Genomic DNA, 24,377 nt, shown 5'->3' on the forward strand with positions numbered 1-24,377 from the left:
CACACAGCCAAGAAAGGACTGCACAATGACTTCGATAATTGCACGCCTGCGTACCGCCGCCGCAAAACGTGCGGCCTACAACCGGACCGTGTCCGAGATCGCTCGGATGCCGCTGGATGTCGCGCTGGACTTGAACATCTACCGCGGTGACGCTGAAAAGATCGCTTACAAAGCCGTCTACGGCGCTTAATCCACTTTTAACCGTTTCGCGCCCGCACTAGGCTCTGCCTCATGTGCGGGCGTTTTGTTTTGAGTGAGGCGGCGGATGCGATGGCGCGGTTGTTTGAGGCCGTGCCGTCAAACGACATTCCCGATGGCGATCGCTTCAATATCTGCCCGACGCAAGATGTGGCCGTCGTCACCTCCGAAGAGGGCACACGGCGCTATCGCCCGATGCGATGGGGGTTCCTGCCGCATTGGTATAAATCGCCCACCGATGGCCCGCTCCTGATTAACGCTCGTTCAGAAACAATCGCGGAGAAGCCAGCCTTTCGCATGGCCTGCCGAGAGCGGCGGTGCCTTATTCCTGCAACCGGGTTTTATGAATGGACCAAGGATGCCGATGGCAAGCGGCTTCCGTGGTATATCCGGCCTGATAACGCACAGTCGCTTGTTTTTGCAGGTGTTTGGCAAAGTTGGTCGAAGGGCGATGATCGGTTTACAACTTGCGCGATTGTCACTTGCGCCGCCGGCCCCACGATGTCGACAATTCATCACCGAGAGCCTGTAACGCTCGCGCCAGAGCATTGGGCGCTGTGGTTGGGCGAAGCCGGTAAAGGGGCCGCGCCGTTGATGCACTCCGCGCCCGAAGGACGTTTGCAGGCCCATCGTGTTGATCCAAAGGTAAATTCCAACAAGGTGGATGGGCCCGAGTTGATCTTGCCACTGGTCGCCTGAGGGCGCGCAAGAAAATGGGCCGCAAGAAACACGCGGCCCGATCCAGTCCAGGGAGGATTGTTTTCTGCAGCCTGCTCGTTATGTTTGTTATTGTTGCTGCTTAATGGACAATACCTCCAAAAAAGGGCGGAAATAAGGCGGCGTGTCTGATCGCGCCGCATAGGTATGCCGTCTCAGATCATGGTGCGCCCATCAGATTGCCGATAGCGAGATATTCGACCTCGTTTGTTTTGTGGCTGTTACCCGGCTTTTGGCAGGCGCTCACTGTCCTGATGATTTGCGAGATTTCGCTGGAAACGCCCGGTGCGGACAGATTCTACGGCTCAAAGGCAAGCCGAGTCGTCTATCGGAGTGGGGGCGCAACTTCATAATCATACGCGCAATGACCATGATAAGTTCGGGTATCATCTTTGAGGGTGAAGATACGCGTCATCATGCGGTGACCTTGGACGAGCCTAGCGTATGCTGGACGGCTTGGAGGACCATGGACCTGTTACAGATTCCGGCGATTCTGAAGACGACGATTCTGATCCGTCGCAAAAAAGACAGAGTATTTGAACGATCAGTTGTAGAACGCGCGTGGGGAGGGCAACTGCGGCGAGATCGACCATCTCCATCGCGGGGAGTAGCACAAGAAAAGAAGGCCGACCGATCCTGGACCAAACATCTCCGGCGAAGGCCAAGGGAGACTTGGAATCAGTGTCGAGCAACGTCGCGCTATTGCACCGTTATTATCTCTGTGGAGAAGCCAACCGACCCCAAAGTGTCGTCTGGTGGGGAGAATACGGAACCGAATGTGCTTGGGATAACGACAGCGAGAGGGTCCGTTTGTTGCTCACCTCTCACCTCTCGACTATTCGACACTTTCGACGACCCCACCTGCAGGATTTCTGGCACGGAATTGCGCGTCAGCGCGCGACGTGGCCAGAATGTGAGCAGCAGATTTCTCGGCTGCTCGCCGCATTGAGCCGGTATGCTTCGAGCGAGCGAGCGACCGCGCCGCCTACGCCCCGCTCCGGTTGCGCCAACCGATCGCGCTCAACCCCGCGAACAAAACCGCCGCCACGCAGACGATGGAGGGGCCGGCTGGCGTGTCGAACAGATAGGCCGCGCGCAGACCGGCAACCGCCGAAATCCCGCCAATAGCCGCCGCGATCAGGGCCATCGCTTCCGGCGTGCGGGCAAGAGACCGCGCAGCGGCGGCAGGGATGATCAGCATGGCGGCGATCAGAAGGACCCCGACGACTTTGATGGCAACCGCCACGGTAATCGCCAGGGCGAGCGTCAGGATCAACTGCTCCCGCTTGGGGTCTATGCCACTGGCATAAGCCAGTTCTGCGTTCAGCGTCGATGTCAGAAGTGGGGACCATCGCCAAGCGATGAGAGCCACGACCAAAACCGCGCCGCCCCAGATCACGAGAAGATCGCTGCGCGAGACAGCCAAGATATCACCGAACAGATAGGCCATCAGATCAATCCGGATGCCCGACAGGAACGAGACCGCAACCAACCCGAAAGCAAGCGCAGAATGGGCGAGCACCCCCAACAATGTGTCCATCGCATAGCCGCGCCCGGCGAGGAGCGTGACCGTCAGGGCCATGATCAGCGCAACCACAACGGCGCCGAGAAAAATCGACATCTGAAGCGCGAGCGATAGGGCGACGCCCAAGATTGCCGCATGCGCCGTGGCATCCCCAAAATAGGCCATACGCCGCCAAACTACGAAACAACCAAGAGGCGCCGCCGCGAAAGCGACACCAACCCCGGCGAGGGTGGCACGGGTCATAAAATCGTCGAACATTACTCAGCGGCCTCGTGGCTATGCGGATGGTCGTGATCGTGATCATGGTCGTGATCATGCCGATAGAGCGCCAGGGCACCACCCGTGCCCGTACCGAAGAGGGCCCGGTATTCCGGCGCGGAGGCCACGATCGCGGGCGTCCCCTCGCAACACACGTGACCGTTCAGACAGATCACACGGTCCGACGCGCTCATCACGACGTGAAGCTCATGACTGATCATCAGCACCGCGCAGCCAGTGTCGCGGCGAACCTCTTCGATCTGTCGGTAAAACGCAGCTGAGCCGGGCTGGTCGAGCCCCTGCGTCGCCTCATCGAGCAGCAGGATGTCGGGCCGATTGATCAAGGCCTGGGCCAGCAGCACCCGTTGGAACTGCCCCCCGACAATTGCGACATCTGCCGCTTCCAGAAGATCTGGCACGCCTGCCGCCTCAAGTGCTGACGCGCAGTCTTGACGTGTCACGCGCCCGGTCAGGCGCATGAAGCGTTCGACGGTGATCGGAAGGGTCGCATCGATATGCAGGCGCTGCGGCACATAACCGATCCGCAGGCCTTGCTGCAGCTTGACCTGTCCCGCCGCGGGCTCGATGGCCCCGATGATGGCTTTCAGCATGCTGGTCTTGCCCGAACCATTCGGACCGACGATGGTCACGATCTCGCCCGGTTCGACGCTCAAAGACACGTCGTGCAGCACCGTGTTCGCGCCATAGCGGACGCTGAGGTTGTCGACAGTTATGAGGCTCATGCGTCGGCCTTTTCCGCACAGGACGGGCAAACCCCTTCGGCCTCCACGACGGTGCGCTCAATCTGAAAGCCTGTAGCACGCGCAGCGGCCCCAAGCGCGCCTTTCGCGGGCGCCGATTGAGCCTCGGCCACCGCATCGCACATACGGCAGATCATGAACGCAGGCGAGTGCGATCGGCCTGGATGAGCGCAAGCAACGAATGCGTTGAGGCGCTCGACCTTATGCACAAACCCGTTCTCGACCAGAAAATCGAGTGCACGATAGGCAACCGGGGGTTGCGACCCAAAGCCGGCCTCGCGAAGAAGATCCAAGATCACGTAGGCCCCAAGCGCCCGATGTTCTTGCAGCAAGAGTTCCAACACCTTTCGCCGGACCGGGGTCAGGCGCAGCCCTCAGCCGCGCATCTTGCCTCGGCCGATGCGAGGGCGTCCGCCATGCAGGCGCCGTGATCATGATGCTGGAACCCGAGCGGGGTCGTGTCTTCCGCGTCGTGGGTCTGCGCGTCTCTTGTCATGTTATTCCATATCAGATATGTGGCTCGCAACGTTATAAAATCACATGAGGGTTCTTATGTCCAGAAAGCTTCTTTCCCTATCAGCCACGGCCGCATTGATGGGTGGCACGGCGATGGCCGATGTGCCGAACGTGGCGGTTGATATCGCGCCGGTCCATTCGCTGGTGGCGCGTGTCATGGACGGGGTCGGAACGCCGAACCTGATTGTGCAGCCGGGTGCCTCGCCCCATGAATACAGCCTGCGCCCCTCGGAGGCTGCGGCTTTGCAAGAGGCGGACCTCGTGTTCTGGCTAGGTGAGGACCTGACGCCTTGGATGGACGATGCGGTTGAGACGCTGGCCGAGGATGCCGCCGTCACGACTCTGTTGGACGCCGAAGGGACGATCCTGCTTGATTTCCGTGAAGGCGCGCTTTTTGAGGCGCATAGCCACGACCATGGTGATGGAGGTCATGACGCGCATGCAGAGGACGCGCATGATCATGACCATGAAGAACATGCCCATGATGACGAACACGCTCATGATGAGCATGCTCATGACGATGATCACGCTCACGACGACCACGACCATGGTCACGAAGAGCATGCCGAGGGCGAAGAACACGACCATGGGGAACATGATCATGACGACCATGCCGGCCATGACCACGGGCATGAAGGCCACGACCATGGCGAACACGATCCTCATGCCTGGCTGTCGCCCGAAAACGCCAGCACGTGGCTGAACCTGATCGCGGGTCAATTGTCCGCCGCTGATCCGGACAATGCTGGCACCTATTTTGCCAACGCGGCCGCCGCGCGCGAAGAGATGGAGGCGCTCTCGGCTGAGATCGCTGCCACGCTCGACCCGGTGCGCGGCGGCAGCTTCATTGTCTTCCACGACGCCTACCAATACTTCGAGACGGATTTCGATTTCCCCGCGTCGGGTGCGATTTCGCTGAGCGACGCCTCTGACCCAAGCCCGGCTCGGATTGCCGAGATCCAGGGTCGCATTCAGGAAGAGGGGATCGATTGCGTTCTTGCCGAACCGCAATTCAATCCTGGAATTGTCGAGGTTGTTCTGGATGGAACGGACGCCAATACCGGCGTGATTGATCCGCTTGGCGCAGAGCTTGAGCCAGGATCGGACCTCTACCCGCAGCTTCTCCGCAATATGGCAACGACCCTGGCGGAGTGCCTGTGACACCAAAACCGGATCGCGTCGGCGGCGCGGTCTTTGGGCGATTATGGGGCTTGGCCTCTTGCTATGTGGCGCCACCGCTCTGTGGTACCTCGTGCCGTGGAACCAACTCCAAATCTGGGCGGCCCAGGAACAACGCGGGCGCGAACGACGGCGTGGGCCTTGAGGCTGGGCCAGCGGCGTTCCGCGCAAGTCTCGAGCAGAACCTGCTGCATTGCTACACGCTCGTGCACCTTCTCGAGACGGATCTGCGGGCGGCACGTGGGGCCATTGTGAACATCACATCCAAGACTGCTCTGACCGGGCAGGGCGATACCTCGGCCTATGTGGCGGCCAAAGCGGCGCAACTCGGGCTGACCCGCGAATGGGCTGTGGCCTTTCTGCCTGACGGTGTGCGGGTCAATGCCATCGTGGTTGCCGAAGTTCTGACGCCGCTGGCTCGACAGGCTGCCCGATGGCAACGCAGCGCCGGCCGAGATCACGGCTCGGATCCCGCTTGGAAAACGCATGACGACGGCGCGAGAGATCGCGGATTGCTGCGCCTTCCTTCTGTCCGACCGCGCGAGCCATATGACCGGGCAGTGGCTGTTCCCTGATGGCGGCTATGTCCAACTCGACCGCAGCATTGGCGCCACCGGAGCGTCGAAGGAGGGACGGTGATGGAGGCACGGATATGCTGAAGGGCGTAGAGCCCTTGCTCTCACCTGATCTTCTGCGGGTGCTTGCGCTGATGGGGCACGGTGACGAGATCGTGCTGTCGGACGCGAATTTTCCGGCTGAGTCCGTGGCGCGGCGAACCGTGCTCGGCAAGAGCCTTCGTATGGATGCGCCGAGCCCCCGGGCGCTGCGCGCGGTTCTGTCCCTGCTCCCGCTCGATACCCACGAGCCAGATCCGGTGCTTACCATGCAGGTCGTGGGCGACCCCCACGCCGTTCCCGAGGTCGTCGAAGAGATTGCCCCGATGTTTGCGGCTCTTGGCATCCTGCCGGCCTCGCTGGAACGGTTCGCCTTCTACGAGCGTGCAGGACTCGCGTTCGCCGTGCTGCGCTGCGCCGAACCGCGCCGTTACGGGAATTTCATCTTGCGAAAGGGCGTGCTCTCCGCCTGACGCGGGTCTACCTTCTGCGTCCGCCCGATCTCTAGGGTGATCTTGAGGCTGCTTTGTACTTCCTGTCGCTGCGGCCATGGGGGCGTGGAGATCTTCTCTTCAGGCAGCGGCGCCCTGGTCTCTCCGGTCGCGGTGGCAGCGCAGCCCTGTCGCTCAACGGAACAACGTCGCGGTGCCGGAAAGCCGTAAGCAATCATCCCAACGGTCCGTGACGTGCGAAGTCAGAATCTTTTTTGCGAGATGAGCGAGGAGATTCCGCTGAGAACGAGCCGTATTTCCCAAGCCCAGTGCACCCAAGTCCTGCTTTGGGGGCCAAGATCCCCGAGGCGCATCGGGCTGCAACCATTGGCCGCACCGACAGGAGTGCTGGACGAACGACGACATACTGCGCTCGGACTCCCTTGCTGGCTGCATCGAGCAGGGCGGCGGTGTTTGCGCCCGCATTTATCGGGCGGCTCCATGTGATCGGGCCGGACCAGTTGCATAGATACGCGTTGAGGGTCGTCGGCGATCATTCTCGCAACTTCCCCTTTGCGGCTCGGCAGTCCCTTGGGCCCCTTGCGGGAACCAACGATGCCAACCCGGAGTCGCTCGAGCGGACGGGGCCGGGAATGGCAGCCTATCAAGTCAAGGATTACGCAGTGACCGAGGCCGCTGTCCGCTGGCTCCGCGAGACCGGAGCCGCGCGAAACGCCAGTGGCCAGCCGTTCTGCCTGACCGTCGGATACGGCAAAGCCGATGGCGGATAGCTCATCTATGATCACCCGCTTGGGAACTCTCATGGAGTTTGTCAGTAACCGAACCGACAAGCTTGCAGCGCGCAACCGGCCTACGGCCTCGGCCGTACCCGAAGCCACGCGCGCGCCCTCGAAGAGCACACAGGAGATATCGAGAAGCACTCCTGAAAGTACGACGGCTCCAAAGCTCAACTTGACGTCCAATAACCCATGAACTAACGAGCATTGTAAGCGGGCGGGTATGGTGAAATGGTATCACACGAGCCTTCCAAGCTCTTGGTGCGGGTTCGATTCCCGCTACCCGCTCCAAATCTTCAAAATTGACATGATACGGCAGACTGTCAGTATGCGCCTTTGACCCGACGGCACGCGGGCATGGGGGGCATTGATGACGGATTTCCTGCTACTGGCATTCATTTTTCTGATTGCGGGCGTGATCGCCGTGCCGATTGCGTCGCGGCTCGGGCTGGGTTCGGTCTTGGGCTATCTGATCGCAGGGATCGTGATCAGCCCGATCTTGGTCGTTCTTGGCGTCGATGTGATCTCGATCCAGCATTTCGCTGAGTTTGGCGTCGTGATGATGCTGTTCCTGGTGGGGCTGGAACTGGAACCCAAGCTCCTGTGGGACATGCGCGCGCGATTATTGGGGCTTGGTGGCGGGCAGGTGGTGCTGACCACGGTGCTGGTGACCGGGGTCGCGATGATGTTTGGGCAGCCTTGGACCGTTGCTTTGGCAATTGGCTTGGTCCTCGCGCTTTCTTCGACGGCGATTGTTCTGCAAACACTTGGTGAGAAGGGTCTTTTGAAGTCGGACGGCGGCCAATCGAGCTTCTCTGTTTTGCTGTTCCAAGATATCGCCGTGATCCCAATGTTGGCCTTCATCCCGCTTCTCGCCATGCCGGAGCTGATGGATCTGGGCGCGGAGGTTGCCGGTCATGGCGCCGAGGTGGCGCATGGTGCGGAGGATCACGGCGAGGGTGATCATGGGGCCGGTATGAGCCTCGTCTCGGGCCTCAATGGCTGGCAAACCGCGCTGGTGACGGTTGGTGCTATCGCGGCGGTCGGGTTCGGCGGTACCTATCTGACCCGCCCAATTTTCCGCTTCATCGCGGTGGCGCAACTGCGCGAATTGTTCACGGCGACGGCGCTGATGATGGTGATCGGCATTGCGCTGTTGATGTCCCTGGTGGGGCTTTCGCCGGCGCTTGGCACCTTCCTTGCGGGCGTGGTGCTGGCCAACAGCGAATACCGGCATGAACTCGAATCCGATATCGATCCGTTCCGCGGGCTGCTTCTCGGCCTGTTTTTCATGACCGTCGGCGCGGGCATCAACTTCACGCTTCTGTTTGAAAACTTGGGCCTGATCCTTGGGTTGACCCTTGGCCTGATGGTCATCAAAGCAGGCGTCTTGCTGGCGCTTGCTCCGATCTTCGGTATTCGTGGATCGGATCGTTGGTTGTTCGCGCTTGGCTTGGCGCAGGCGGGCGAATTTGGTTTTGTTTTATTGTCCTTCACCGTCGCAAATTCGGTCCTGCCGACCAGTATCGCGGACCAACTGCTCCTGGTCGTGGCGCTGTCGATGCTGCTCACGCCAGCGCTCTTCATCCTTTTCGATCGCGTTATTGCGCCGAAATTCTCTGGCGAGCAGGATCGGGAAGCGGACGAGATCGGCGAGACAGGACAGATCATTATCGCAGGACGCGGCCGCGTCGGCGGGCTGGTTGAGCGCATGCTCAGTGCAGCGGGGTTTTCCTCAACGGTGATCGATTTCAGTTCAAAGCAGATCGACAATCTGCGTGCCTTTGGGATCAAGACCTATTTTGGCGATGCAACCCGGCCCGACATGCTGCATGCCGCTGGCATTGGCGAGGCGAAACTGCTGGTTGTAGCCATCGACGACAAGGATCAGATCACCGAACTGGTGCGCTATGCGGTCGACAACTTCCCCGATTTGCACGTCATCGCCCGCGCGGTGGACCGCGATCATGTGTATCATCTGTGGGCGGTTGGCTGTCGCGACATCATCCGCGAGACCTATGACAGCTCAGTTCGGATGGGCCGGTCGGCCTATGAGGCGATGGGTATATCGAAAGACCATGCCGAAGCCATGGCCGGGGTGTTCAATCGCACAGATCGCCGAGCAATGATTGAGGTGGCGGATGCGTATGACATCAACATCCCGCCGACCGAGAATCCGGCCTATATCGCGCGGGTGAGAGAGACGATTGAGATCCGGCAGCCTGAAATGGCCAGGGAAATGGCCGAGATCAGGGCGGCCGAGGGCGGCGCGCCGCCCGCGACCAAAAGCGACTAGCGCCCGAGCGTTTCGACGGCCAACGCGGCCGCCGCAGCGCCGGAGAATTGCTGCTGCCCAGTGATCAGATTGCCGTCGCGGATCGCGAAGGGTTTGAACATGGAGTTGACCACGAAATTGGTGCCGTCCAGCTTTCGGGCCTCTTCTTCGATCCAGAACGGCTGAATCTTCTGACCGACGAAGGCATCCGCAAAGGCTTCCTCGGCATCGGCAAAGCCGGTCCAGGTCTTGCCGTTGACCAGAAGCTCGCCTGTCGAGAGGCGGGTTTTCAAGAGGATGCAGGTGCCGTGACAGACGATGCTGACGAGCTTGCCTGCCTCATATGCGCGGGCGACAAATTCGTGCAGTTCGGTGTCATCGATCATCGTCACCATTGGGGACTGCCCACCTGCGAGGAAGATCGCATCGTATGTGTCGAGATTGACCTCTGCGATGGATTTGGTGCCGTGCAGTAGCCCCGCATGCGTGGGTGACTTTTTGAACCCCAGGGAGAGAATATCATGGGCGGAATACTGGCTCTCATCCTCGGGGTCGGAGAAGCCATCGGCCATCAGATCGCCGCCCTTGGGTGAGACAATCTCGACCTCATATCCCGCTTCGGTAAAGGTCCAGTAGGGGTGGGTGACTTCGGCCCACCAGAAGCCGACGGGCCAACCGGTCGTGGGCGAGGTGCCTGGGTTGGCAACGATCATCAGGATGCGTTTGGTGCCGTGTGTATCGATGGATGCAGACATGAAGGGAGTTCCTTTTCAGTAAGTTAGGAGGTTGTGTAAATCCAGGCGCCGAGCGCTTTGGTCACGCGGGGCATGATCACGTAGGTCATGAGGAAAACCTGAAGGATCACGGTGATGAGGAGGCGCGGCACAAGGGGCCAGCCGCCGATCAGCGGGCTGAGGGCGATGTTGAGGGCGAGGACCAAGAGGAAGACCACGGCGACGAGGATCAGCGCCATTCGAAACGCGTTCGGCTGTGGCAGTGGCGCGCCTTTCGGAGCCTCGAACCAGACCTCTAGCCCAGTCAGCCGATCCCAAACCGCGTCGCCCGCTACATGGGGCGCGATCTCCGCCAAGAAGCGGGCGCGGAGGTCAGATCGTTCGAAGGCGGCAAGATGATCCAGCGTGTCAAAACGAAAGACGCTGATGTAAGGTGCGCCGGTGGCAATGGGCCGGTGAAACTCCGCGCCAAGATAGCCGGGCAGGGCAGTGGCCGCGTCGGTCAGCCGGGTTAGCCAATCTTCATAAGTCGCTTCAGCGCCGGGTTTCACGACACGGCGGGCGACGATGGTGACGGGGTCACTCATTGTCCGGCGCGCGACATGGCGCCAAAGGCCCAATCGCGCCCCTTGCCCTGCATCAGCGCCTGGTTGATCCAGGTGAGCGCAAAGGGTTCCAGAAGCCTGGCTTTGGTCAAATCACCCGCGTCGAGCGGGTCGAACCCGAGATCGGTGAGGAGCGCGGCGACCACCTGTTTCGCCTTATCGTCATTGCTCGCCATGAACTGCACCGGCGGCACCGGAAACCCGGATGTGTCGGCCATGATCTCGGCCCCAACCTGGTTCAGCGTCTTTACAACCCGGGCTTCGGGCAACCAGCTCTGCACCTGTTCGCCACCAGAGAGGTGTTGTGTCCGAGGGCCAACCCGATCCCTTCCGGCGTACGGGCAATCGGATTCCTGCAATCGATGATAATCTTGCCGCTGAGCGATCCCAGATTTGCCGCCACGGCCTCCGCCGCGCCCCAGGGCAGGGCCAAAACCACGACCGTGCCCCAAGCGGCGGCCGCGCTTGGGGTCAGATGATCCGGCGCGGCAGGCGCGCGGGTCCCATAGCGGACATCATGGCCTGCCTTGGCCCATCCATGGCCGAGGGCGCTCCCCACATGTCCGGCCCCAATAATCGCGAGCTTCATTTGCATCTCCCTTGGCGATTGCCTTGGGAGCGTGCTAGCAAGCGGCTATCTTAAATGAAAATGCATACGTCTAATGTTAGATATTGATGAAATTGCACTAAGGCGGCTCGATCTGACAGTCCTGTTGGTTTTTCTCGGGCTGATGCGGCATCGTAAAGCGGTCGACGTCGCCGCGCAGATGGGGCTGACCCAATCGGCGATCAGCCATTCGATCAAACGCCTCCGCGATATCTTTGACGATCCGCTGTTCCTGCGTCGCCCGGCTGGCATGGAGCCGACGGCGGTGGCCATCGCCTTGGAGCCAAAGATCCGGCTGGCGGTAGAAACACTGTCGGAGGCGCTGACGACCGGGACGCAGTTCGACCCCAAAGCCGAGGCCGGGGTGATCCAGATCGGGGCCTATGACAATGAGATGGCGACGCTGGTGCCGGGTCTGTTGCAACGGGCGCGGGCGGCGGCACCTGGTCTGCGCTTTGCGATCCGTTCATTGGGGCGGCAGGCGGCGCTTGCCGCTTTGGAGGCGGGTGAGCTGGATTTGGCCCTTGGGTTCATCTGGGATTTGCCGGACCGGTTTCAGGCCGATCCGATCCATGAAGAAGGCTACGCCGTGGTGATGCGGGCCCATCACCCGCTGACCAACGCGAATTGGGGGCTGGAAGCCTTCTGCACCGCCGATCATCTGGTCGTGTCGCCCGCCGGAGATTTGACGGGCGTCGTGGATCAGGCGCTGGAGCGGATCGGCCGGGCACGTCGGGTCGCCGCTTCGGTGCCGCTTTTCTTTCCGGCTTTGGCCACGGTCGCCAGCAGCGACATGATCGCCACCTTGCCGGGGCGTCTCGTCGCCGCTCATGCCGCCAGATTTGGCCTCGTGACCCGGCAACCGCCATTGACCATACGGCCGTTCACGGTTGCGGCGATCCGGCATCAGCGAAATGCCAAGAGCGCCAAGCATGATTGGCTCCTGGCGATGCTCACGGCGGAGCAACCTCTCGGCTGATTTACCAAGATCGCGCCACGCAAGCGGCCTAGATAGCCGCATGGCCGACGTTTATGTCGCATGTCACGACTATCAGATAAGCCGCCACACAGACCGGTTTGGCGCCATACGGGGGCCGGGTTATCGATTGTCATTGACAAGCAGGGCTTGTGTGCAGTCACGCAGCGATTTATCCCAGCCACGACCAACAGAACAGACTGAGACACCCATGGCAGGGCAACCCACCGGCCCCACCCAATCTGCGGAAGAGCGCGAAGGATCGAAACGGATCGGCAGTTTGCGGGCGTTGGGCCCGTTTCTGTTGCCCTATCGCGGCATGTTGGCCGGCGCGATCAGCGCGCTGATCCTGACCGCGATTGTCTCGCTGACCTTGCCTTTGGCCGTCCGCCGAGTCGTGGACGGGTTTGAGACCGAAACAACCGAGCTTCTTGATCAGTATTTCCTGGCTGCCTTTGCCATTGCGGCCCTTTTGGCCTTTGGCACGGGCCTTCGTTATTACTTGGTCACCCGGTTGGGAGAACGGGTCGTGGCCGATATCCGCAAGGCGGTGTTCGACCGGATGATCGGCATGAGCCCCGCCTTCTACGAGAAAATCATGACCGGCGAGGTGTTGAGCCGGATCACCACTGATACCACGTTGCTTCTGAGTGTGATTTCCTCATCGGTTTCTATTGCGCTCAGGAATCTTTTGATCCTGATGGGCGGCTTGGTTCTGATGACGGTGACGTCGCCGAAATTGGCTGGGTTGGTCCTGCTGATCGTGCCAGCGATTATCATCCCGATTGTGGTCTTGGGTCGTCGCCTTCGGGTGTTGAGCAAAGAAAACCAAGATTGGATCGCGGAAAGCTCCGGCAATGCTTCGGAAGCACTTTTGTCTGTCCAGACGGTTCAGGCCTTTACCCATGAGCGCCCTTCGGCGGAGACGTTCGACAAAGTGACGGAGCGCAGTTTCGACAGCGCGAAAAAGCGGATTGCCACGCGGGCCGTGATGACGGTGATCGTGATCGCCTTGGTCTTTGCCGGTGTCGTGAGCGTCCTTTGGATCGGGGCGCGCGATGTGCGCAGCGATGCAATGTCGATCGGCGAACTGATCCAGTTCCTGATCTATGCGATTATGGTCGCAGGCTCCGTCGGTGCGCTCAGCGAGATCTGGGGCGAGCTGCAACGCGCGGCAGGGGCCACGGAACGTTTGGTCGAGCTGTTACACATCACGGACAATGTCGGCGACCCTGTGGCCGGTGTCACACTCCCACAAGGCGGGCAGGGCGCGATCCGGTTTGAGGACGTGCGGTTCCACTATCCGACACGGCCCGACACGGCGGCGCTTGATGGCGTCACCCTGACAGTGCAGCCGGGAGAGACGGTGGCGCTGGTCGGCCCCTCGGGCGCCGGGAAATCGACGATTTTCCAGATGCTTCTGCGGTTCTATGACCCTGAAAGCGGGCGTGTGACGCTTGATGGGGTGGATCTGCGCGATATGGATCGCACCACCTTCCGGTCGGCCATGGCGTTGGTGCCGCAAGACCCAGTGATCTTTGCCAGCTCGGCACGCGAGAACATCCGCTTTGGCCGCCCTGAGGCCAGTGACACGGAGGTGGAGGCCGCCGCGAAAGCCGCCGCAGCACATGAGTTCCTGACCGCGTTGCCGGAGGGGTATGACACCTATGTCGGCGAGCGCGGCATCATGCTCTCAGGCGGGCAGAAGCAGCGCATCGCGATTGCGCGCGCCATCCTGCGAGACGCGCCGATCCTGTTGCTGGACGAAGCGACCAGCGCATTGGACGCGGAAAGCGAGCGGGCCGTGCAAGAGGCCGTGGTCGAGATGAGTGCGGACCGCACCACGCTGATCATCGCCCATCGGCTGGCCACGGTGAAGCAGGCGGATCGGATCGTGGTGTTCGAGGACGGGCAGATCGTGGCCGAAGGCAGCCATGATGCTCTGGTCGCTCAAGGCGGGCTTTATGCACGCCTCGCCCGGCTGCAATTCACCGAAGGTCTCGCCGCCGAATAACGGCTTTGCGCAGCGTTACACTTGCGTCACAATCCGGTTCTGCACATGCTGTGGCAGATTTCGGCCGCCCCATAACACATAATTGGCGGTCAAAACCGCCAATAGGGGAGGAAGGCATATGGTGCAATTTGCCACGGTCGAGGATGTCAAAACCATTGAGCAAGAAAAGCCATGGCCAGCCAGCCAGCCGGCGGCGACGCTTTATGAGTTGCTGAGTAACACCAAAGATAAATTCGGCGATCTGAACGCGATCTCGTTTCAATTGTTTTCCGGGCCAAAAGATAAGGCCGAAACGCTGACATGGAATGGATTTCATGGGCGCGTGACCCAGGCCGCCAACCTCTTCCGCAGCCTTGGGATCGGCGAGACCGACACGGTCGCGTATATCCTGCCCAATTGTAATGAAACCGCCGTGACCTTGATTGGCGGTGCGGTCGCGGGCATTGCCAACCCAATCAACCCGCTTCTGGATGCCGAGCAAATCGGCTCGATCCTGCGGGAAACCAATGCGAAGGTCGTGGTCACGCTGAAAGCCTTCCCCAAGACCGATGTGGCGCAGAAAGTCTCCGAAGCCGTCGAGCTTGCGCCGAGTGTGAAAACCGTGCTGGAGGTTGATCTCCTGCGCTACATGACCGGCTTGAAGAAGCTGATCGTGCCATTTTTGCGCCCGAAATTCGAGGTGCAGCACAAAGCGCGCATCTTGGATTTCAATGCTGAGCTGGACCGTCAGCGGAGCGATCATCTGGATTTCGCCGACAGCACCGGAGACCGCGTGGCGGCCTATTTCCACACCGGTGGAACAACGGGCATGCCCAAGGTGGCGCAGCACAAGTATTCCGGCATGATCTATAACGGGTGGATCGGGCATACGCTGCTCTTCACCGAGCAAGACAACATCATCTGCCCGCTGCCGCTGTTCCATGTGTTCGCCTGCCACGTTATCTTGATGGCGGCCTTGGCCTCCGGCGCGCATGTGGTTTTCCCGACGCCGCAAGGCTATCGCGGCGATGGCGTATTCGACAATTTCTGGAAGCTGGTGGAGCGCTGGCAGATCAGTTTTATCATCACCGTGCCGACCGCGATTGCCGCGATGATGCAGCGCCCGGTCGATGCGGATGTCTCTTCGGTGAAGACCGCGTTTTCCGGCTCCTCGCCGCTGCCGGTCGAACTCTTCAAGCGGTTTGAGAAAGCCACGGGCGTGACGCTGATCGAGGGCTATGGCCTGACGGAGGCGACCTGTCTGGTGAGCTGTAATCCGGTCGATGGCGACAAGAAAATCGGCTCCGTCGGGGTGCCATTCCCGCATACGGAGGTGCGGATTTTGAAGCATGGCGCTGATGGCGTCACGGTTTGCGACACCGACGAAGTGGGCGAGATTTGCATCGACAATCCCGGCGTGTTTGAGGGTTCGACTTACACGGAAGACGACAAAAACGTCGACCTCTTCGCCTATGACATCTATCTGCGCACGGGTGACTTGGGCCGGATCGATGCGGATGGCTATCTCTGGATCACAGGCCGCGCCAAAGACCTGATTATCCGGGGCGGGCACAATATCGACCCTGCCGAGATCGAAGAAGCGCTGGCCGGACACCCGGCGGTGGCCTTTGCCGGTGCGATTGGGCAGCCGGATGCATTCGCGGGTGAACTGCCATGTGTTTATGTCGAACTGGTCGAAGGAGCGGATATCACCATCGACGCGCTGATGGATCACTGCAAAGAGCATGTTCATGAGCGCGCGGCGGTTCCGAAACATCTGGAAATCCTGCCCGAACTGCCAAAAACCGCCGTTGGCAAAGTGTTCAAACCCGACCTGCGCAAACGGGCTATCACGCGGGTATATAACGCCGCATTGGACAAGGCCGAGATCACCGCGCAGGTTGTCGAAGTGCGCGAGGATAAAAAACGCGGTCTGGTGGCCCATCTGGAGCGCACCGGCGAGGTTGACGAAGCCGAGCTGTCGCGGGTTTTGGGCGAATTTATCCGACCTTGGGTCTGGGCCGAGACGGTCGAAAGTGCCGCTTAGGGGATTCTCAAAAACGAAGTAGGGTCAGGGCGTTATGATTCATTCATAATGCCCGTTTTCACTATGGCCTCCGCGCCACATCTGTCACAAATCAGATGGAATACACTGGTAACAGATACGTGACGGTCCCATGTGAATTGGGTCTTGCACGAATGTTGAGAGGTTTATGGCCGGGTCTTTTTTATCTCCCGAAATGGTGGCGTTTACGCTGTCTTTGGCCCTTTTGGGCGGACTCTAATTTTGGAGCTGATTTTTGCATTATTGGGCGCCACGCTTTTGGGCGCGGGCGGCGAAGCGGATTTCGATGCTGAGGTCGGAGATATTGGCTTCGACGGTCTTGATGCCGCCGACGGGTTCGACATCAGCGAGCTGGGCGTCGATATCGACGGACTCGACGTCGATCTGGGCGAGTATGAACTGCCCGAGCTCGACGCAGATGGCGCCGCGGCCGATACAGCGGTTGATGCCCCCGCAGGACCCCTGGCTTGGTTGGGCCTTGGCAAAGCGCCACTTGTGCTCTGGATGGCGGCGCTCTTCTTAGGGTTCGGACTAAGTGGGCTGATCCTGCAAAACATCATGCTGAGTATCTTCGGTTGGATGCTGCCGGCGCTGATTGCCGTGCCCTTGGCAGCTATTCCTGGGCTGGCGTTTACGCGACGCTTCGCGGGTGTATTTGCCCGCCTCCTGCCGAAAACGGAAACCACGGCGGTCTCGCGCACGCGGCTCGCGCGCCGTATGGGCGTGGTGACGCAAGGCACCGCAGCACGGGGACGTCCGGCGGAAGTCAAAGTGACCGATTTCCATGGCAACACGCACTATATCCGCGCCGAACCGCTGCAAGACGATCAACAGATCGACCGGGGCACCGAAGTTCTGATCATGCGTCATCGACCCACGGGTGGCTTTCGTCTGATCCCTTTGAACGCCATCACCTGATCAACCGACACATAAGCTGACTTTACGCGTAACAGATAGAGGAGTTTTCTCATGGACCTTGTAGGTATTGGCATTGTCGTCGCCGCCTTTCTTGTCTTCCTGATTTTGATCGGCCTGGTGGTCGGGCGGCTCTATCGCCGCACCACGCGTGAAGTTGGGCTGGTCCGAACCGGCTCTGGCGGCAAGAAGGTGATTATGGATGGCGGCGTGCTGGTGATCCCGCTGCTCCATGAGATCAGCCCGGTGAACATGAAGACCTTGCGCCTTGAGGTGCAGCGGACGGGAGAGGGCGCCTTGATCACCCGGGATCGGATGCGCGTTGATGTCGGTGTGGAGTTCTACGTCTCGGTCAATGCCACCGATGACGGGATCAGCCGTGCGGCGCAAACCCTTGGCGACCGGACCTTCTATGTCGATCAACTGCGCGAGATGATTGAAGGTAAACTGGTCGACGGTCTGCGGGCGGTGGCGGCTCAGATGACGATGGATGAGTTGCACGAAAACCGCTCGGAATTCGTGCAAGAGGTGCAGAACACCGTCTCGGAAGACCTTCTGAAAAACGGGTTGGAACTGGAATCCGTTTCGCTGACCGCGCTCGATCAAACCCCGTTTGAGGCGCTGGATGAGAACAACGCCTTCAACGCGGTCGGTATGCGGAAACTGGCCGAGGTGATTGCAACCTCGAAAAAGGAGCGCGCTGAGATCGAGGCAGAGGCCAATGTGGCGGTCCGTCGGGCCGGTATGGAGGCCGAACGGAAGCGGCTCGAGATTGAGCGCGATGAGCAAGAAGCGGCGATCTCGCAAGCCGAGCAAATCGCCACGCTGCGTGCGGCACAAGAGGCTGAGATTGCCCGTCGCGAGGAAGACGCGGAGAAAGAGAAGGAAGGCGCCCGGATTTCGCGGGAACAGGCCATTCGTGCGGCGGATATTGCGCGAGAGCGGGCCATTCGTGAGGCGGAGATCGATCGCGACCGGGAATTGGAAGTGGCCGATCAAGAACGCCAGATCATCATCGCGCAGAAATCCGAAGAGGAAAGCCGGGCGCGTGCGTCTGCCGATACGGCACGGGCCGAAGCCACCAAAGCGTCCGAGGCGATTGAAACAGCGCGCTCCGTGGCCACGGCAGAGCGTCAGAAGCAGATTGCGTTGATTGAGGCCGAGCGTGAGGCGGAGCGGGAAGCGACCAAAATCCGCCTGGCAGCCCAGGCAGAGAAAGACGCCGCGCAGGACCGGGCCGCGGCCCGTCGGGAAGAGGCGCAAGCCGATGCCGATGCGATCACCATTCGGGCGGAGGCGAAGAAAGCCGACCTTCTGGCCGAGGCGGAGGGTAACCGCGCGATTGTCGAATCCGAGAACGTGATCGACCCGGAGATTGTGGCGATGAAGGTCGATCTGGCGCGGCTTGACGCGTTGCCCAAGGTTGTGGCCGAGATGGTCAAACCAGCGGAGAAGATCGACTCGATCAAGATCCATCAGGTTACGGGCATGGGCGGGGCCGCCGGCACCGGCGGCGGCGACGCGGGCAAACCAGCGGTAAACCAGGCGCTCGACTCGATCCTCGGTATGGCGGTGCAATTGCCTGCGCTGAAGAAGCTGGGCGAGGAACTCGGCGTGTCGCTGGAAAGCGGCTTGAGCGAGGTTGGGGGCACAACCCTTGGCAATGTCGCCAATGACGCGCCAACCCCTGAGGCGGAGGAGGGGGCCGAGGTGCTTCCACCCGCCGATGTCGAAAAGCGACCCGCGGAATAGGCCACATCGCGACCCGGTGTCGCGCATCTCTTTCTCTTGCCTCTCAATCCTTTAGGTTGTGACGCGGAGGAGATGCGCGATGCCGACCCCATTTGCCTATGGCTGCCCGCCCGCGCTTGACGGGATCGAGCCTGTTGCGATCATGGATGCTGATTGCGCGCTCTGTTCCTTTGGCGCGCGGATGATCCATCGGCTTGATCGATCCGGTACGATCCGTATCTGCCCAATTCAGACGGCGCGTGGCCAAGCGGCCCTTCAGTATTTCGGGATGGACCCGAGCGACCCAGACAGTTGGCTGTTTTTGGCGGATGGCGCGGCCTGGTCCGATTTCGACGCAATAGTTGAGGTCGGGCGACGTTGTGGCGGATGGGGGCGGCTTCTTGCGGCGCTGATGATCCTTCCCGGACCAATCCGGGCCTGGCTCTATGCGCGGATTGCCAGGAACCGGTATGCGATCTTTGGCCGGGGCGATATCTGCGGCCTGCCGGATCCCGGCCTGCGCGCCCGGTTGCTTTTATGACCATCGTGATCCTTGGCGGCACGGGCGTGTTCGGCTCGCGTTTGGCGCGGCTTCCGTGCCGCGATGGACACCGCGTTGTGATCGCGGTGCGGGGCGTGGCCGACGCGGAGGGCTTGGCCGCAGAGATTGGCGCGGAGGTTTTGCAGGTTGATCGGGCCGGAGATCTGGCCCCCTTTTCCAAACAGGCGCCGATTGGGTGATCGACGCGGCAGGGCCGTTCCATACCTATGGCAAGGATCCCTACCGGTTGCCGCGGGCCTGCATCCGGGCAGGTGTCAGCTATATGGACCTCTCGGACAACACCGAATTCTGCCTCGGGATCAGTGTGTTGGACGCCGAAGCACATGCGGCCGGTGTCGCAATTCTGTCGGGTGTATCCAGTGTGCCCGCCCTCTCCTCGGCGGCTGTGGCGGCACTGTCCGATGGGATGGACCGGATCGAAATGATCGACAGCGTGATCTTGCCGGGAAATCGCGCGCCGCGCGGTCGGTCGGTGATCCGGTCGATCCTCGACCAAGTGGGTCGCCGGGTGCCGATTACAGTGGCAGGCCGGACAGAGGTGGTGCGGGGGTGGTCTGACGCGCGGGCTTATGACTTGCCCGATGGCGTGCGGCGTCGGGGGTGGATGATCGGCGTGCCCGATCTGGCCGTCTTCCCGGGCCGCTTTGGCGCAAAAACGGTTTCGTTTCGTGCCGGATTGGAGCTTTCGGTGATGAATCGCGGCCTGGCGGCGCTTTCGTGGATCAGGGCTCGGATGCCGTTACCCGTACCGATGGGCGTGGTCAGGTTCGGCGCGCGCTTGCTGGCACCCTTTGGCAGCGACAGAGGCGGCATGGCGGTCGAGGTGACTGGCCCCAAAGACGGTGCTTGGATCAGACGGCGCTGGCGTCTCCTGGCCGAGGCCGGCGATGGGCCATTTGTTCCGGCGATCCCTGCGCGTGCGGTGTTGCGCAATGCAGCGCCGTCGCCGGGCGCGCGGATTGCGGTTGCGGAGATCGGTTTGGCCGAGATGGAAGCCGCGATGCGGGATCTCTCCATTCGGTTCGAGCGGGAGGAGACCGCTTTGAAACCGATTTTTGAGACGCAACTTGGTGAACCGTTCCAGACGCTGCCAAAGGCCGTGCGCGACAGTCATCAAACCTATGCCGTGTCGCGGCTTGAGGGGCGCGCGAAGGTGACACGCGGGGCGGGGCTGTGGCCGCGGTTGCTCGGGTGGATTTTTAAGTTTCCACCCGCAGTCGAAGATGGCCCCGTCACTGTTCTCAAGACCCGGCGTGAAGAGACGGAAATCTGGGAGCGGCGCTTTGGCCCGCGACGGTTCCGCTCGACACTCGAGATCGAGGATGGATGGATGACCGAACGGTTTGGACCCATCACCTTCATGCTTGACCTACATGTGAAGGACGGCGCGTTGCATTTCCCGGTCCGCGCGGCGCGGATTGGGCCGATCCCGCTGCCAGCCTGGAGCTTACCCATTAGCGAGGCGACGGAGACCGAAAGGAATGGGCGGTTCCACTTCGATGTCACGCTTCGCGCGCCGCTGACCGGACAGTTGATCGTGCGCTATCAGGGATGGCTGGTGCCGACGGTTTGAGATTGCGTTTCTGGGTGGCGACTTCATGATGGGGTTCATGACGTGCAGCCATCTTGATCAGATTACATGGGCCTTGCCCGACGAGGCCGCCAAAGCGGGGGCCGTCTGCGAGGACTGCGCCAAAATCGGCGCAACCTGGGTCCATCTCAGGATGTGCCGATCTTGCGGCCATATCGGCTGCTGTGACAGCTCACCCCATCGCCATGCGCGGGCGCATTGGGGCGCAAGCGGCCATCCGATCCTTTGTTCCTATGAGCCGGGGGAGCGGTGGTCTTGGTGTTTCGAGGATGAGGAAATCGTCGACAAACGCGGCAAGCTCGGCGGGTAGATATGGCACGTCCGGTTATCGACAACGCCACCGCAAGGCGGCTGTTCTTGCACCGCCATGGTTTGGGGGCCGGTCCGTCCGGCCCCGCCACGGGTGAGGGTTTGGCGCAGGTGATTGGCGATTTGGGCTTCGTGCAAGTCGATAGCGTCAATACAGTGGCGCGGGCCCATGACATGATCCTCTGGTCCCGGCGGCAAGCCTATAAACCCGCCAGCCTGCGTTGGTTAAACGACCGCAAACGCGCGACATTCGAGCATTGGACCCATGATGCGTCGATCCTGCCCATGGCGCAATTCCCGCATTGGCGGTTGAAATTCGCCCGTGACGCGGCGCGGATGAAGCAACGTTGGACCCAATGGCAAGGCGGCGGGTTCCACGCAGAGATCGATCGGGTCTTGACGCATATCTCCGATCATGGCCCGGTCGGCAGTGGCGATCTGGCCGAGCAGAGGCCGGAGAAATCAACCGGCTGGTGGGACTGGCACCCGTCAAAAACCGCGTTGGAGTATCTTTGGCGCGCGGGTGAGTTGTCGGTCAGCCGCCGCGAGGGGTTCCGGAAAATCTATGATTTGACCGAGCGGGTGATCCCGCCCGAGGCGCTTAACGCACGTTTTGACGAAGCGGAGACGGTCGATTGGGCCTGCGCCGCGGCGCTGGATCGATTGGGTTTTGCCACATCCGGCGAATTGGCGGCGTTTTGGGATTTGGTCCGCCCGGCAGAGGCGAAGGCCTGGGTTGCCGATGCGGTGGAGATGGGGCGCGTGATCGAGGTTGAGATCGCTCTGGCGCAGGGCGGCACGCGCTCTGTGGTGATGTGGCCCGAAACGCTTGAGACGCTGACGCAGTTGTCACCGATCCCGCCCCGGCTCCGCATACTGAGTCCATTTGACCCGGCCTTGCGGGATCGAAATCGCGCCGAACGCCTTTTCGGGTTCCACTACCGGATCGAGATTTTCGTGCCGGAGGCGAAGCGGCGCTATGGCTATTATGTCTTCCCGGTGATGGAGGGTGACCGAATGATCGGTCGCATCGATATGAAATGCGACCGGTCTCGTGGCGGTTTGGACGTGACGGGGTTCTGGCCCGAACCGGGCGTGAGAATGGGCAAAGGCCGACACGTGCGGCTGATGAAGGAACTGGAGCGGGTGACGCGGCTGACCGGGTGCCCAGACCTTCGGCTGTCACCGGGCTGGCTGCGGCACAGTTAGGGCTTGCGCCCGGGATCGTGGCATAGGACCACTACCGCGCAATGTGAGCGCTATCGGAGAGCCTGATGCGGGACGTTCTGACCCTGACCCTCAACCCGGCCTTGGATGTCTCGGCGGTGGTGCCGCAAGTGGTGGCCGGGCCGAAACTCCGCTGCTCCGATGCCCGGATCGATCCGGGCGGCGGCGGGGTGAATGTCTCGCGTGCTATCCGGCTTTTGGGGGGGAACTCGCGCGCAATCGTTGCCTCCGGCGGGGTTACCGGGGCGCTTTTATGTGACCTTCTTGAGGGCGAGGGGGTCGATGTCACCCGCTTGCCGGTGTCCGGCCTGACCCGGCAGTCTTTCGCGGTTACCGATGCCGAGGCGGGCGGGCAATATCGCTTTGTCATGCCGGGCCCGGACTGGAACGAGGCGGATTTGGACGCGCTTTGGGCGGTGTTGGACGCCGCTATGGGGCCGGACGCGTTGCTGGTTGTTTCGGGCAGCTTGCCACCGGGTCTGACGCCCGATCTCCTGTCGCAGATCAACAGTCGCGCCCGGGCGGCGGGCGCGCGGATGCTGCTAGATACATCTGGAGATGCGCTGGTCCAGGCGGTTGAACAGACCGCGCATCCGTTTCACGTGTTGCGCGTTGATGGTGCGGAGGCCGATGAACTCGCGGGTCGTCCGCTCAGAACCCCGGAAGACACTGCCGCCTTTGGCCGGAGCCTGATTGCCGCGGGCCGTTGTGAGCATGCGGTGATGGCGCTTGGCGCGCAGGGCACTTTGGGCATCTCGGATGAGGCTTGTTTCTTTTGCCGTCCACCCCTGATCGAAACGGTGAGCGCGGTTGGCGCGGGCGATAGCCTCGTGGGGGCCATGGCGCTGGCCTTGGCGCGCGGAGCGGAGTTTGATGCGGCGGTGCGCTTTGGCACGGCAGCGGCAGGGGCGGCGGTAAAAACCCCGGCCACAGCGCTTTGTGACCGGGGTGAGGCCGAAGCCCTTGTGTCGCAGATCAGTGTCGAAGCGATCTGAGCCGGGTTAGACCGTCCCGCCGAGCGATCCCTCCAACGCGACAAGCTCTTGCCCGCCGGCCATAAGATCTTGCAGCTCTTCGGGCGTGATCTGCCCACGCTGTGCGGTGCCCAAGGTCTTGCCGCGATTGAGCACGGTAAACCGATCACCGACCGCCAGCGCGTGGCGCACATTATGGGTGATGAACACCACCGCGATGCCCTGTTTCCGCACCTTGTCGATGGTTGCCAGAACATTGGCCGTCTGCCGCACGCCGAGCGCCGAGGTCGGCTCGTCCAGGATCAACACTTTGGCGCCGAAATGCACGGCGCGGGCAATGGCCACCGTCTGTCGCTCCCCGCCCGACAGCGTTCCGACGGCCTGATCCGGTCCGCGCAGGTTGATGCCCATCTTTTTCATCTCGGCCATGGTCACGTCATTGGCGTGCTCATGGTCGAACATCTTGATCGGCCCGATTTTCTTGATCGGCTCGTTGCCCATGAAGAAATTCCGGCTGACCGACATCAGAGGGATCATTGCAAGGTCTTGATAAACCGTGGCGATTCCTGCCGAGATTGCGTCACGCGGATCGTCGAATTTCAGCGGTTGGCCTTCGAAGAATATCTCCCCTTTGGTCGGCTTGTGAACCCCGGACATGGTCTTGATAAAGGTCGATTTTCCAGCACCATTATCACCCAGAAGGCAATGGCATTCGCCCGGATAGACTTCCACGGTCACCCCGGCGAGCGCGATGACACTGCCGAAATGCTTCTCGATATTCTTCATCTCGACGATGGGGGCATGTTCGGGATTCATA

Annotated in this window: 25 protein-coding genes, 1 tRNA gene and 3 pseudogenes; 20 read left to right on the top strand and 9 right to left on the bottom strand. The window is 61.1% G+C overall.

The annotated features are described in order from the left end of the window. Positions 1–25 precede the first annotated feature (25 nt). Together QTA57_RS10450 and QTA57_RS10455 are read left to right on the top strand one after the other, a co-directional pair. Positions 26–190, top strand: coding sequence for a hypothetical protein (locus tag QTA57_RS10450; protein WP_171562088.1), 165 nt, complete (start codon positions 26–28; stop codon positions 188–190). A 41-nt stretch (positions 191–231) separates the two neighbouring features. Then, a complete protein-coding gene (locus tag QTA57_RS10455) occupies positions 232–897 on the top strand; it encodes an SOS response-associated peptidase (RefSeq protein WP_290151365.1) in 666 nt (221 codons plus the stop codon). Between the two features lie 1,003 nt (positions 898–1,900). Here the strand turns inward: QTA57_RS10455 and QTA57_RS10460 are convergent. The 3 genes and pseudogenes from QTA57_RS10460 to QTA57_RS10470 all read right to left on the bottom strand — a co-directional run bounded on the left by QTA57_RS10460 (position 1,901) and on the right by QTA57_RS10470 (position 3,955). After that, positions 1,901–2,698 carry a metal ABC transporter permease gene (locus QTA57_RS10460; RefSeq protein WP_290151366.1) on the bottom strand — a complete coding sequence of 266 codons (798 nt, stop codon included), beginning with the start codon at positions 2,696–2,698 and terminating at the stop codon, positions 1,901–1,903. Next, a complete protein-coding gene (locus tag QTA57_RS10465; protein ID WP_290151367.1) occupies positions 2,698–3,441 on the bottom strand; it encodes an ATP-binding cassette domain-containing protein in 744 nt (247 codons plus the stop codon). The genes QTA57_RS10460 and QTA57_RS10465 overlap by 1 nt, the downstream gene beginning before the upstream one ends. Then, positions 3,438–3,955 (bottom strand): annotated as a pseudogene (locus tag QTA57_RS10470) (transcriptional repressor). Before QTA57_RS10470 ends, QTA57_RS10465 begins: the two are co-directional and overlap by 4 nt. A 56-nt stretch (positions 3,956–4,011) precedes the next feature. Between QTA57_RS10470 and QTA57_RS10475 the strand changes: the two are divergent. The 5 genes and pseudogenes from QTA57_RS10475 to QTA57_RS10490 all read left to right on the top strand — a co-directional run bounded on the left by QTA57_RS10475 (position 4,012) and on the right by QTA57_RS10490 (position 6,990). Next, a complete protein-coding gene (locus QTA57_RS10475; RefSeq protein WP_290151368.1) occupies positions 4,012–5,136 on the top strand; it encodes a zinc ABC transporter substrate-binding protein in 1,125 nt (374 codons plus the stop codon). A gap of 152 nt (positions 5,137–5,288) precedes the next feature. Then, positions 5,289–5,534, top strand: a pseudogene (locus QTA57_RS18615) (SDR family NAD(P)-dependent oxidoreductase); the annotation flags it as partial. 88 nt (positions 5,535–5,622) lie between these two features. Then, positions 5,623–5,793 carry an SDR family oxidoreductase gene (locus QTA57_RS18620; RefSeq protein WP_407933516.1) on the top strand — a complete coding sequence of 57 codons (171 nt, stop codon included), beginning with the start codon at positions 5,623–5,625 and terminating at the stop codon, positions 5,791–5,793. Between the two features lie 13 nt (positions 5,794–5,806). Beyond that, positions 5,807–6,241, top strand: a complete 435-nt coding sequence (locus tag QTA57_RS10485) for an RbsD/FucU family protein (RefSeq protein WP_290151370.1) — start codon at positions 5,807–5,809, stop codon at positions 6,239–6,241. A 611-nt stretch (positions 6,242–6,852) separates the two neighbouring features. Continuing rightward, entirely contained in the window at positions 6,853–6,990 is a 138-nt protein-coding gene (locus QTA57_RS10490) for a hypothetical protein (protein ID WP_290151371.1), read from the top strand. A gap of 24 nt (positions 6,991–7,014) precedes the next feature. Here QTA57_RS10490 and QTA57_RS18625 read toward each other — a convergent pair. Then, a pseudogene (locus tag QTA57_RS18625) lies at positions 7,015–7,140 on the bottom strand (hypothetical protein); the annotation flags it as partial. A gap of 73 nt (positions 7,141–7,213) precedes the next feature. Between QTA57_RS18625 and QTA57_RS10495 the strand changes: the two are divergent. Then, a tRNA-Gly gene (locus QTA57_RS10495) sits at positions 7,214–7,287 on the top strand. Between the two features lie 79 nt (positions 7,288–7,366). Continuing rightward, positions 7,367–9,292 (top strand): cation:proton antiporter domain-containing protein, encoded by a 1,926-nt coding sequence (locus QTA57_RS10500; RefSeq protein WP_290151372.1) that lies wholly within the window; start codon positions 7,367–7,369, stop codon positions 9,290–9,292. Here the strand turns inward: QTA57_RS10500 and QTA57_RS10505 are convergent. The 4 genes from QTA57_RS10505 to QTA57_RS10520 are packed head-to-tail and all read right to left on the bottom strand — an operon-like array spanning position 9,289 to position 11,199. Next, positions 9,289–10,026: a type 1 glutamine amidotransferase domain-containing protein gene (locus QTA57_RS10505; RefSeq protein WP_290151374.1), complete on the bottom strand. Its 738-nt coding sequence runs from the start codon at positions 10,024–10,026 to the stop codon at positions 9,289–9,291. The genes QTA57_RS10500 and QTA57_RS10505 overlap by 4 nt on opposite strands. Before the next feature lie 23 nt (positions 10,027–10,049). After that, the gene (locus QTA57_RS10510) at positions 10,050–10,592 is read right to left on the bottom strand and encodes an antibiotic biosynthesis monooxygenase (RefSeq protein ID WP_290151375.1); all 543 of its coding nucleotides are present in this window, start codon (positions 10,590–10,592) and stop codon (positions 10,050–10,052) included. After that, a complete protein-coding gene (locus QTA57_RS10515) occupies positions 10,589–10,891 on the bottom strand; it encodes an NADPH-dependent F420 reductase (protein WP_290151376.1) in 303 nt (100 codons plus the stop codon). The genes QTA57_RS10510 and QTA57_RS10515 overlap by 4 nt, the downstream gene beginning before the upstream one ends. Further along, on the bottom strand, positions 10,858–11,199 hold the full coding sequence (locus QTA57_RS10520) for an NAD(P)-binding domain-containing protein (protein WP_290151377.1): 342 nt from the start codon (positions 11,197–11,199) through the stop codon (positions 10,858–10,860). Before QTA57_RS10520 ends, QTA57_RS10515 begins: the two co-directional genes overlap by 34 nt. A 142-nt stretch (positions 11,200–11,341) precedes the next feature. Here QTA57_RS10520 and QTA57_RS10525 point away from each other — a divergent pair, with 142 nt between their 5' ends. The 11 genes from QTA57_RS10525 to QTA57_RS10575 all read left to right on the top strand — a co-directional run bounded on the left by QTA57_RS10525 (position 11,342) and on the right by QTA57_RS10575 (position 23,581). Then, a complete protein-coding gene (locus QTA57_RS10525; RefSeq protein WP_290151378.1) occupies positions 11,342–12,196 on the top strand; it encodes a LysR family transcriptional regulator in 855 nt (284 codons plus the stop codon). 208 nt (positions 12,197–12,404) lie between these two features. After that, positions 12,405–14,207 (top strand): ABC transporter transmembrane domain-containing protein, encoded by a 1,803-nt coding sequence (locus tag QTA57_RS10530; protein ID WP_290151380.1) that lies wholly within the window; start codon positions 12,405–12,407, stop codon positions 14,205–14,207. A 118-nt stretch (positions 14,208–14,325) separates the two neighbouring features. Further along, positions 14,326–16,233 carry an acyl-CoA synthetase gene (locus tag QTA57_RS10535; RefSeq protein WP_290151381.1) on the top strand — a complete coding sequence of 636 codons (1,908 nt, stop codon included), beginning with the start codon at positions 14,326–14,328 and terminating at the stop codon, positions 16,231–16,233. 240 nt (positions 16,234–16,473) lie between these two features. Beyond that, complete coding sequence (locus tag QTA57_RS10540; protein WP_290151382.1) at positions 16,474–17,169, top strand: OB-fold-containig protein; 696 nt, start codon at positions 16,474–16,476, stop codon at positions 17,167–17,169. 51 nt (positions 17,170–17,220) lie between these two features. Continuing rightward, positions 17,221–18,918, top strand: a complete 1,698-nt coding sequence (locus tag QTA57_RS10545; RefSeq protein WP_290151383.1) for a flotillin family protein — start codon at positions 17,221–17,223, stop codon at positions 18,916–18,918. Positions 18,919–18,997: 79 nt separating this feature from the next. After that, positions 18,998–19,438 carry a thiol-disulfide oxidoreductase DCC family protein gene (locus QTA57_RS10550; protein WP_290151384.1) on the top strand — a complete coding sequence of 147 codons (441 nt, stop codon included), beginning with the start codon at positions 18,998–19,000 and terminating at the stop codon, positions 19,436–19,438. Continuing rightward, positions 19,435–19,638, top strand: a complete 204-nt coding sequence (locus tag QTA57_RS10555; RefSeq protein ID WP_290151385.1) for an NAD(P)-binding domain-containing protein — start codon at positions 19,435–19,437, stop codon at positions 19,636–19,638. The genes QTA57_RS10550 and QTA57_RS10555 overlap by 4 nt, the downstream gene beginning before the upstream one ends. Continuing rightward, positions 19,635–21,032, top strand: coding sequence for an SDR family oxidoreductase (locus tag QTA57_RS10560; RefSeq protein ID WP_290151387.1), 1,398 nt, complete (start codon positions 19,635–19,637; stop codon positions 21,030–21,032). The genes QTA57_RS10555 and QTA57_RS10560 overlap by 4 nt, the downstream gene beginning before the upstream one ends. 37 nt (positions 21,033–21,069) lie before the next feature. Further along, complete coding sequence (locus QTA57_RS10565; RefSeq protein ID WP_290151389.1) at positions 21,070–21,360, top strand: UBP-type zinc finger domain-containing protein; 291 nt, start codon at positions 21,070–21,072, stop codon at positions 21,358–21,360. Between the two features lie 2 nt (positions 21,361–21,362). Next, positions 21,363–22,568: a winged helix-turn-helix domain-containing protein gene (locus tag QTA57_RS10570; RefSeq protein ID WP_290151390.1), complete on the top strand. Its 1,206-nt coding sequence runs from the start codon at positions 21,363–21,365 to the stop codon at positions 22,566–22,568. A 65-nt stretch (positions 22,569–22,633) separates the two neighbouring features. Next, positions 22,634–23,581 carry a 1-phosphofructokinase family hexose kinase gene (locus tag QTA57_RS10575; protein ID WP_290151392.1) on the top strand — a complete coding sequence of 316 codons (948 nt, stop codon included), beginning with the start codon at positions 22,634–22,636 and terminating at the stop codon, positions 23,579–23,581. Between the two features lie 6 nt (positions 23,582–23,587). Here the strand turns inward: QTA57_RS10575 and QTA57_RS10580 are convergent, their stop codons facing one another. Continuing rightward, a complete protein-coding gene (locus QTA57_RS10580) occupies positions 23,588–24,376 on the bottom strand; it encodes an ATP-binding cassette domain-containing protein (protein WP_145216789.1) in 789 nt (262 codons plus the stop codon). Between the last annotated feature and the right edge of the window lies 1 nt (position 24,377).

It is taken from the genome of Fontisubflavum oceani (assembly GCF_030407165.1).
In the GTDB taxonomy this organism is placed as follows: Bacteria; Pseudomonadota; Alphaproteobacteria; order Rhodobacterales; family Rhodobacteraceae; genus Rhodophyticola; species Rhodophyticola oceani.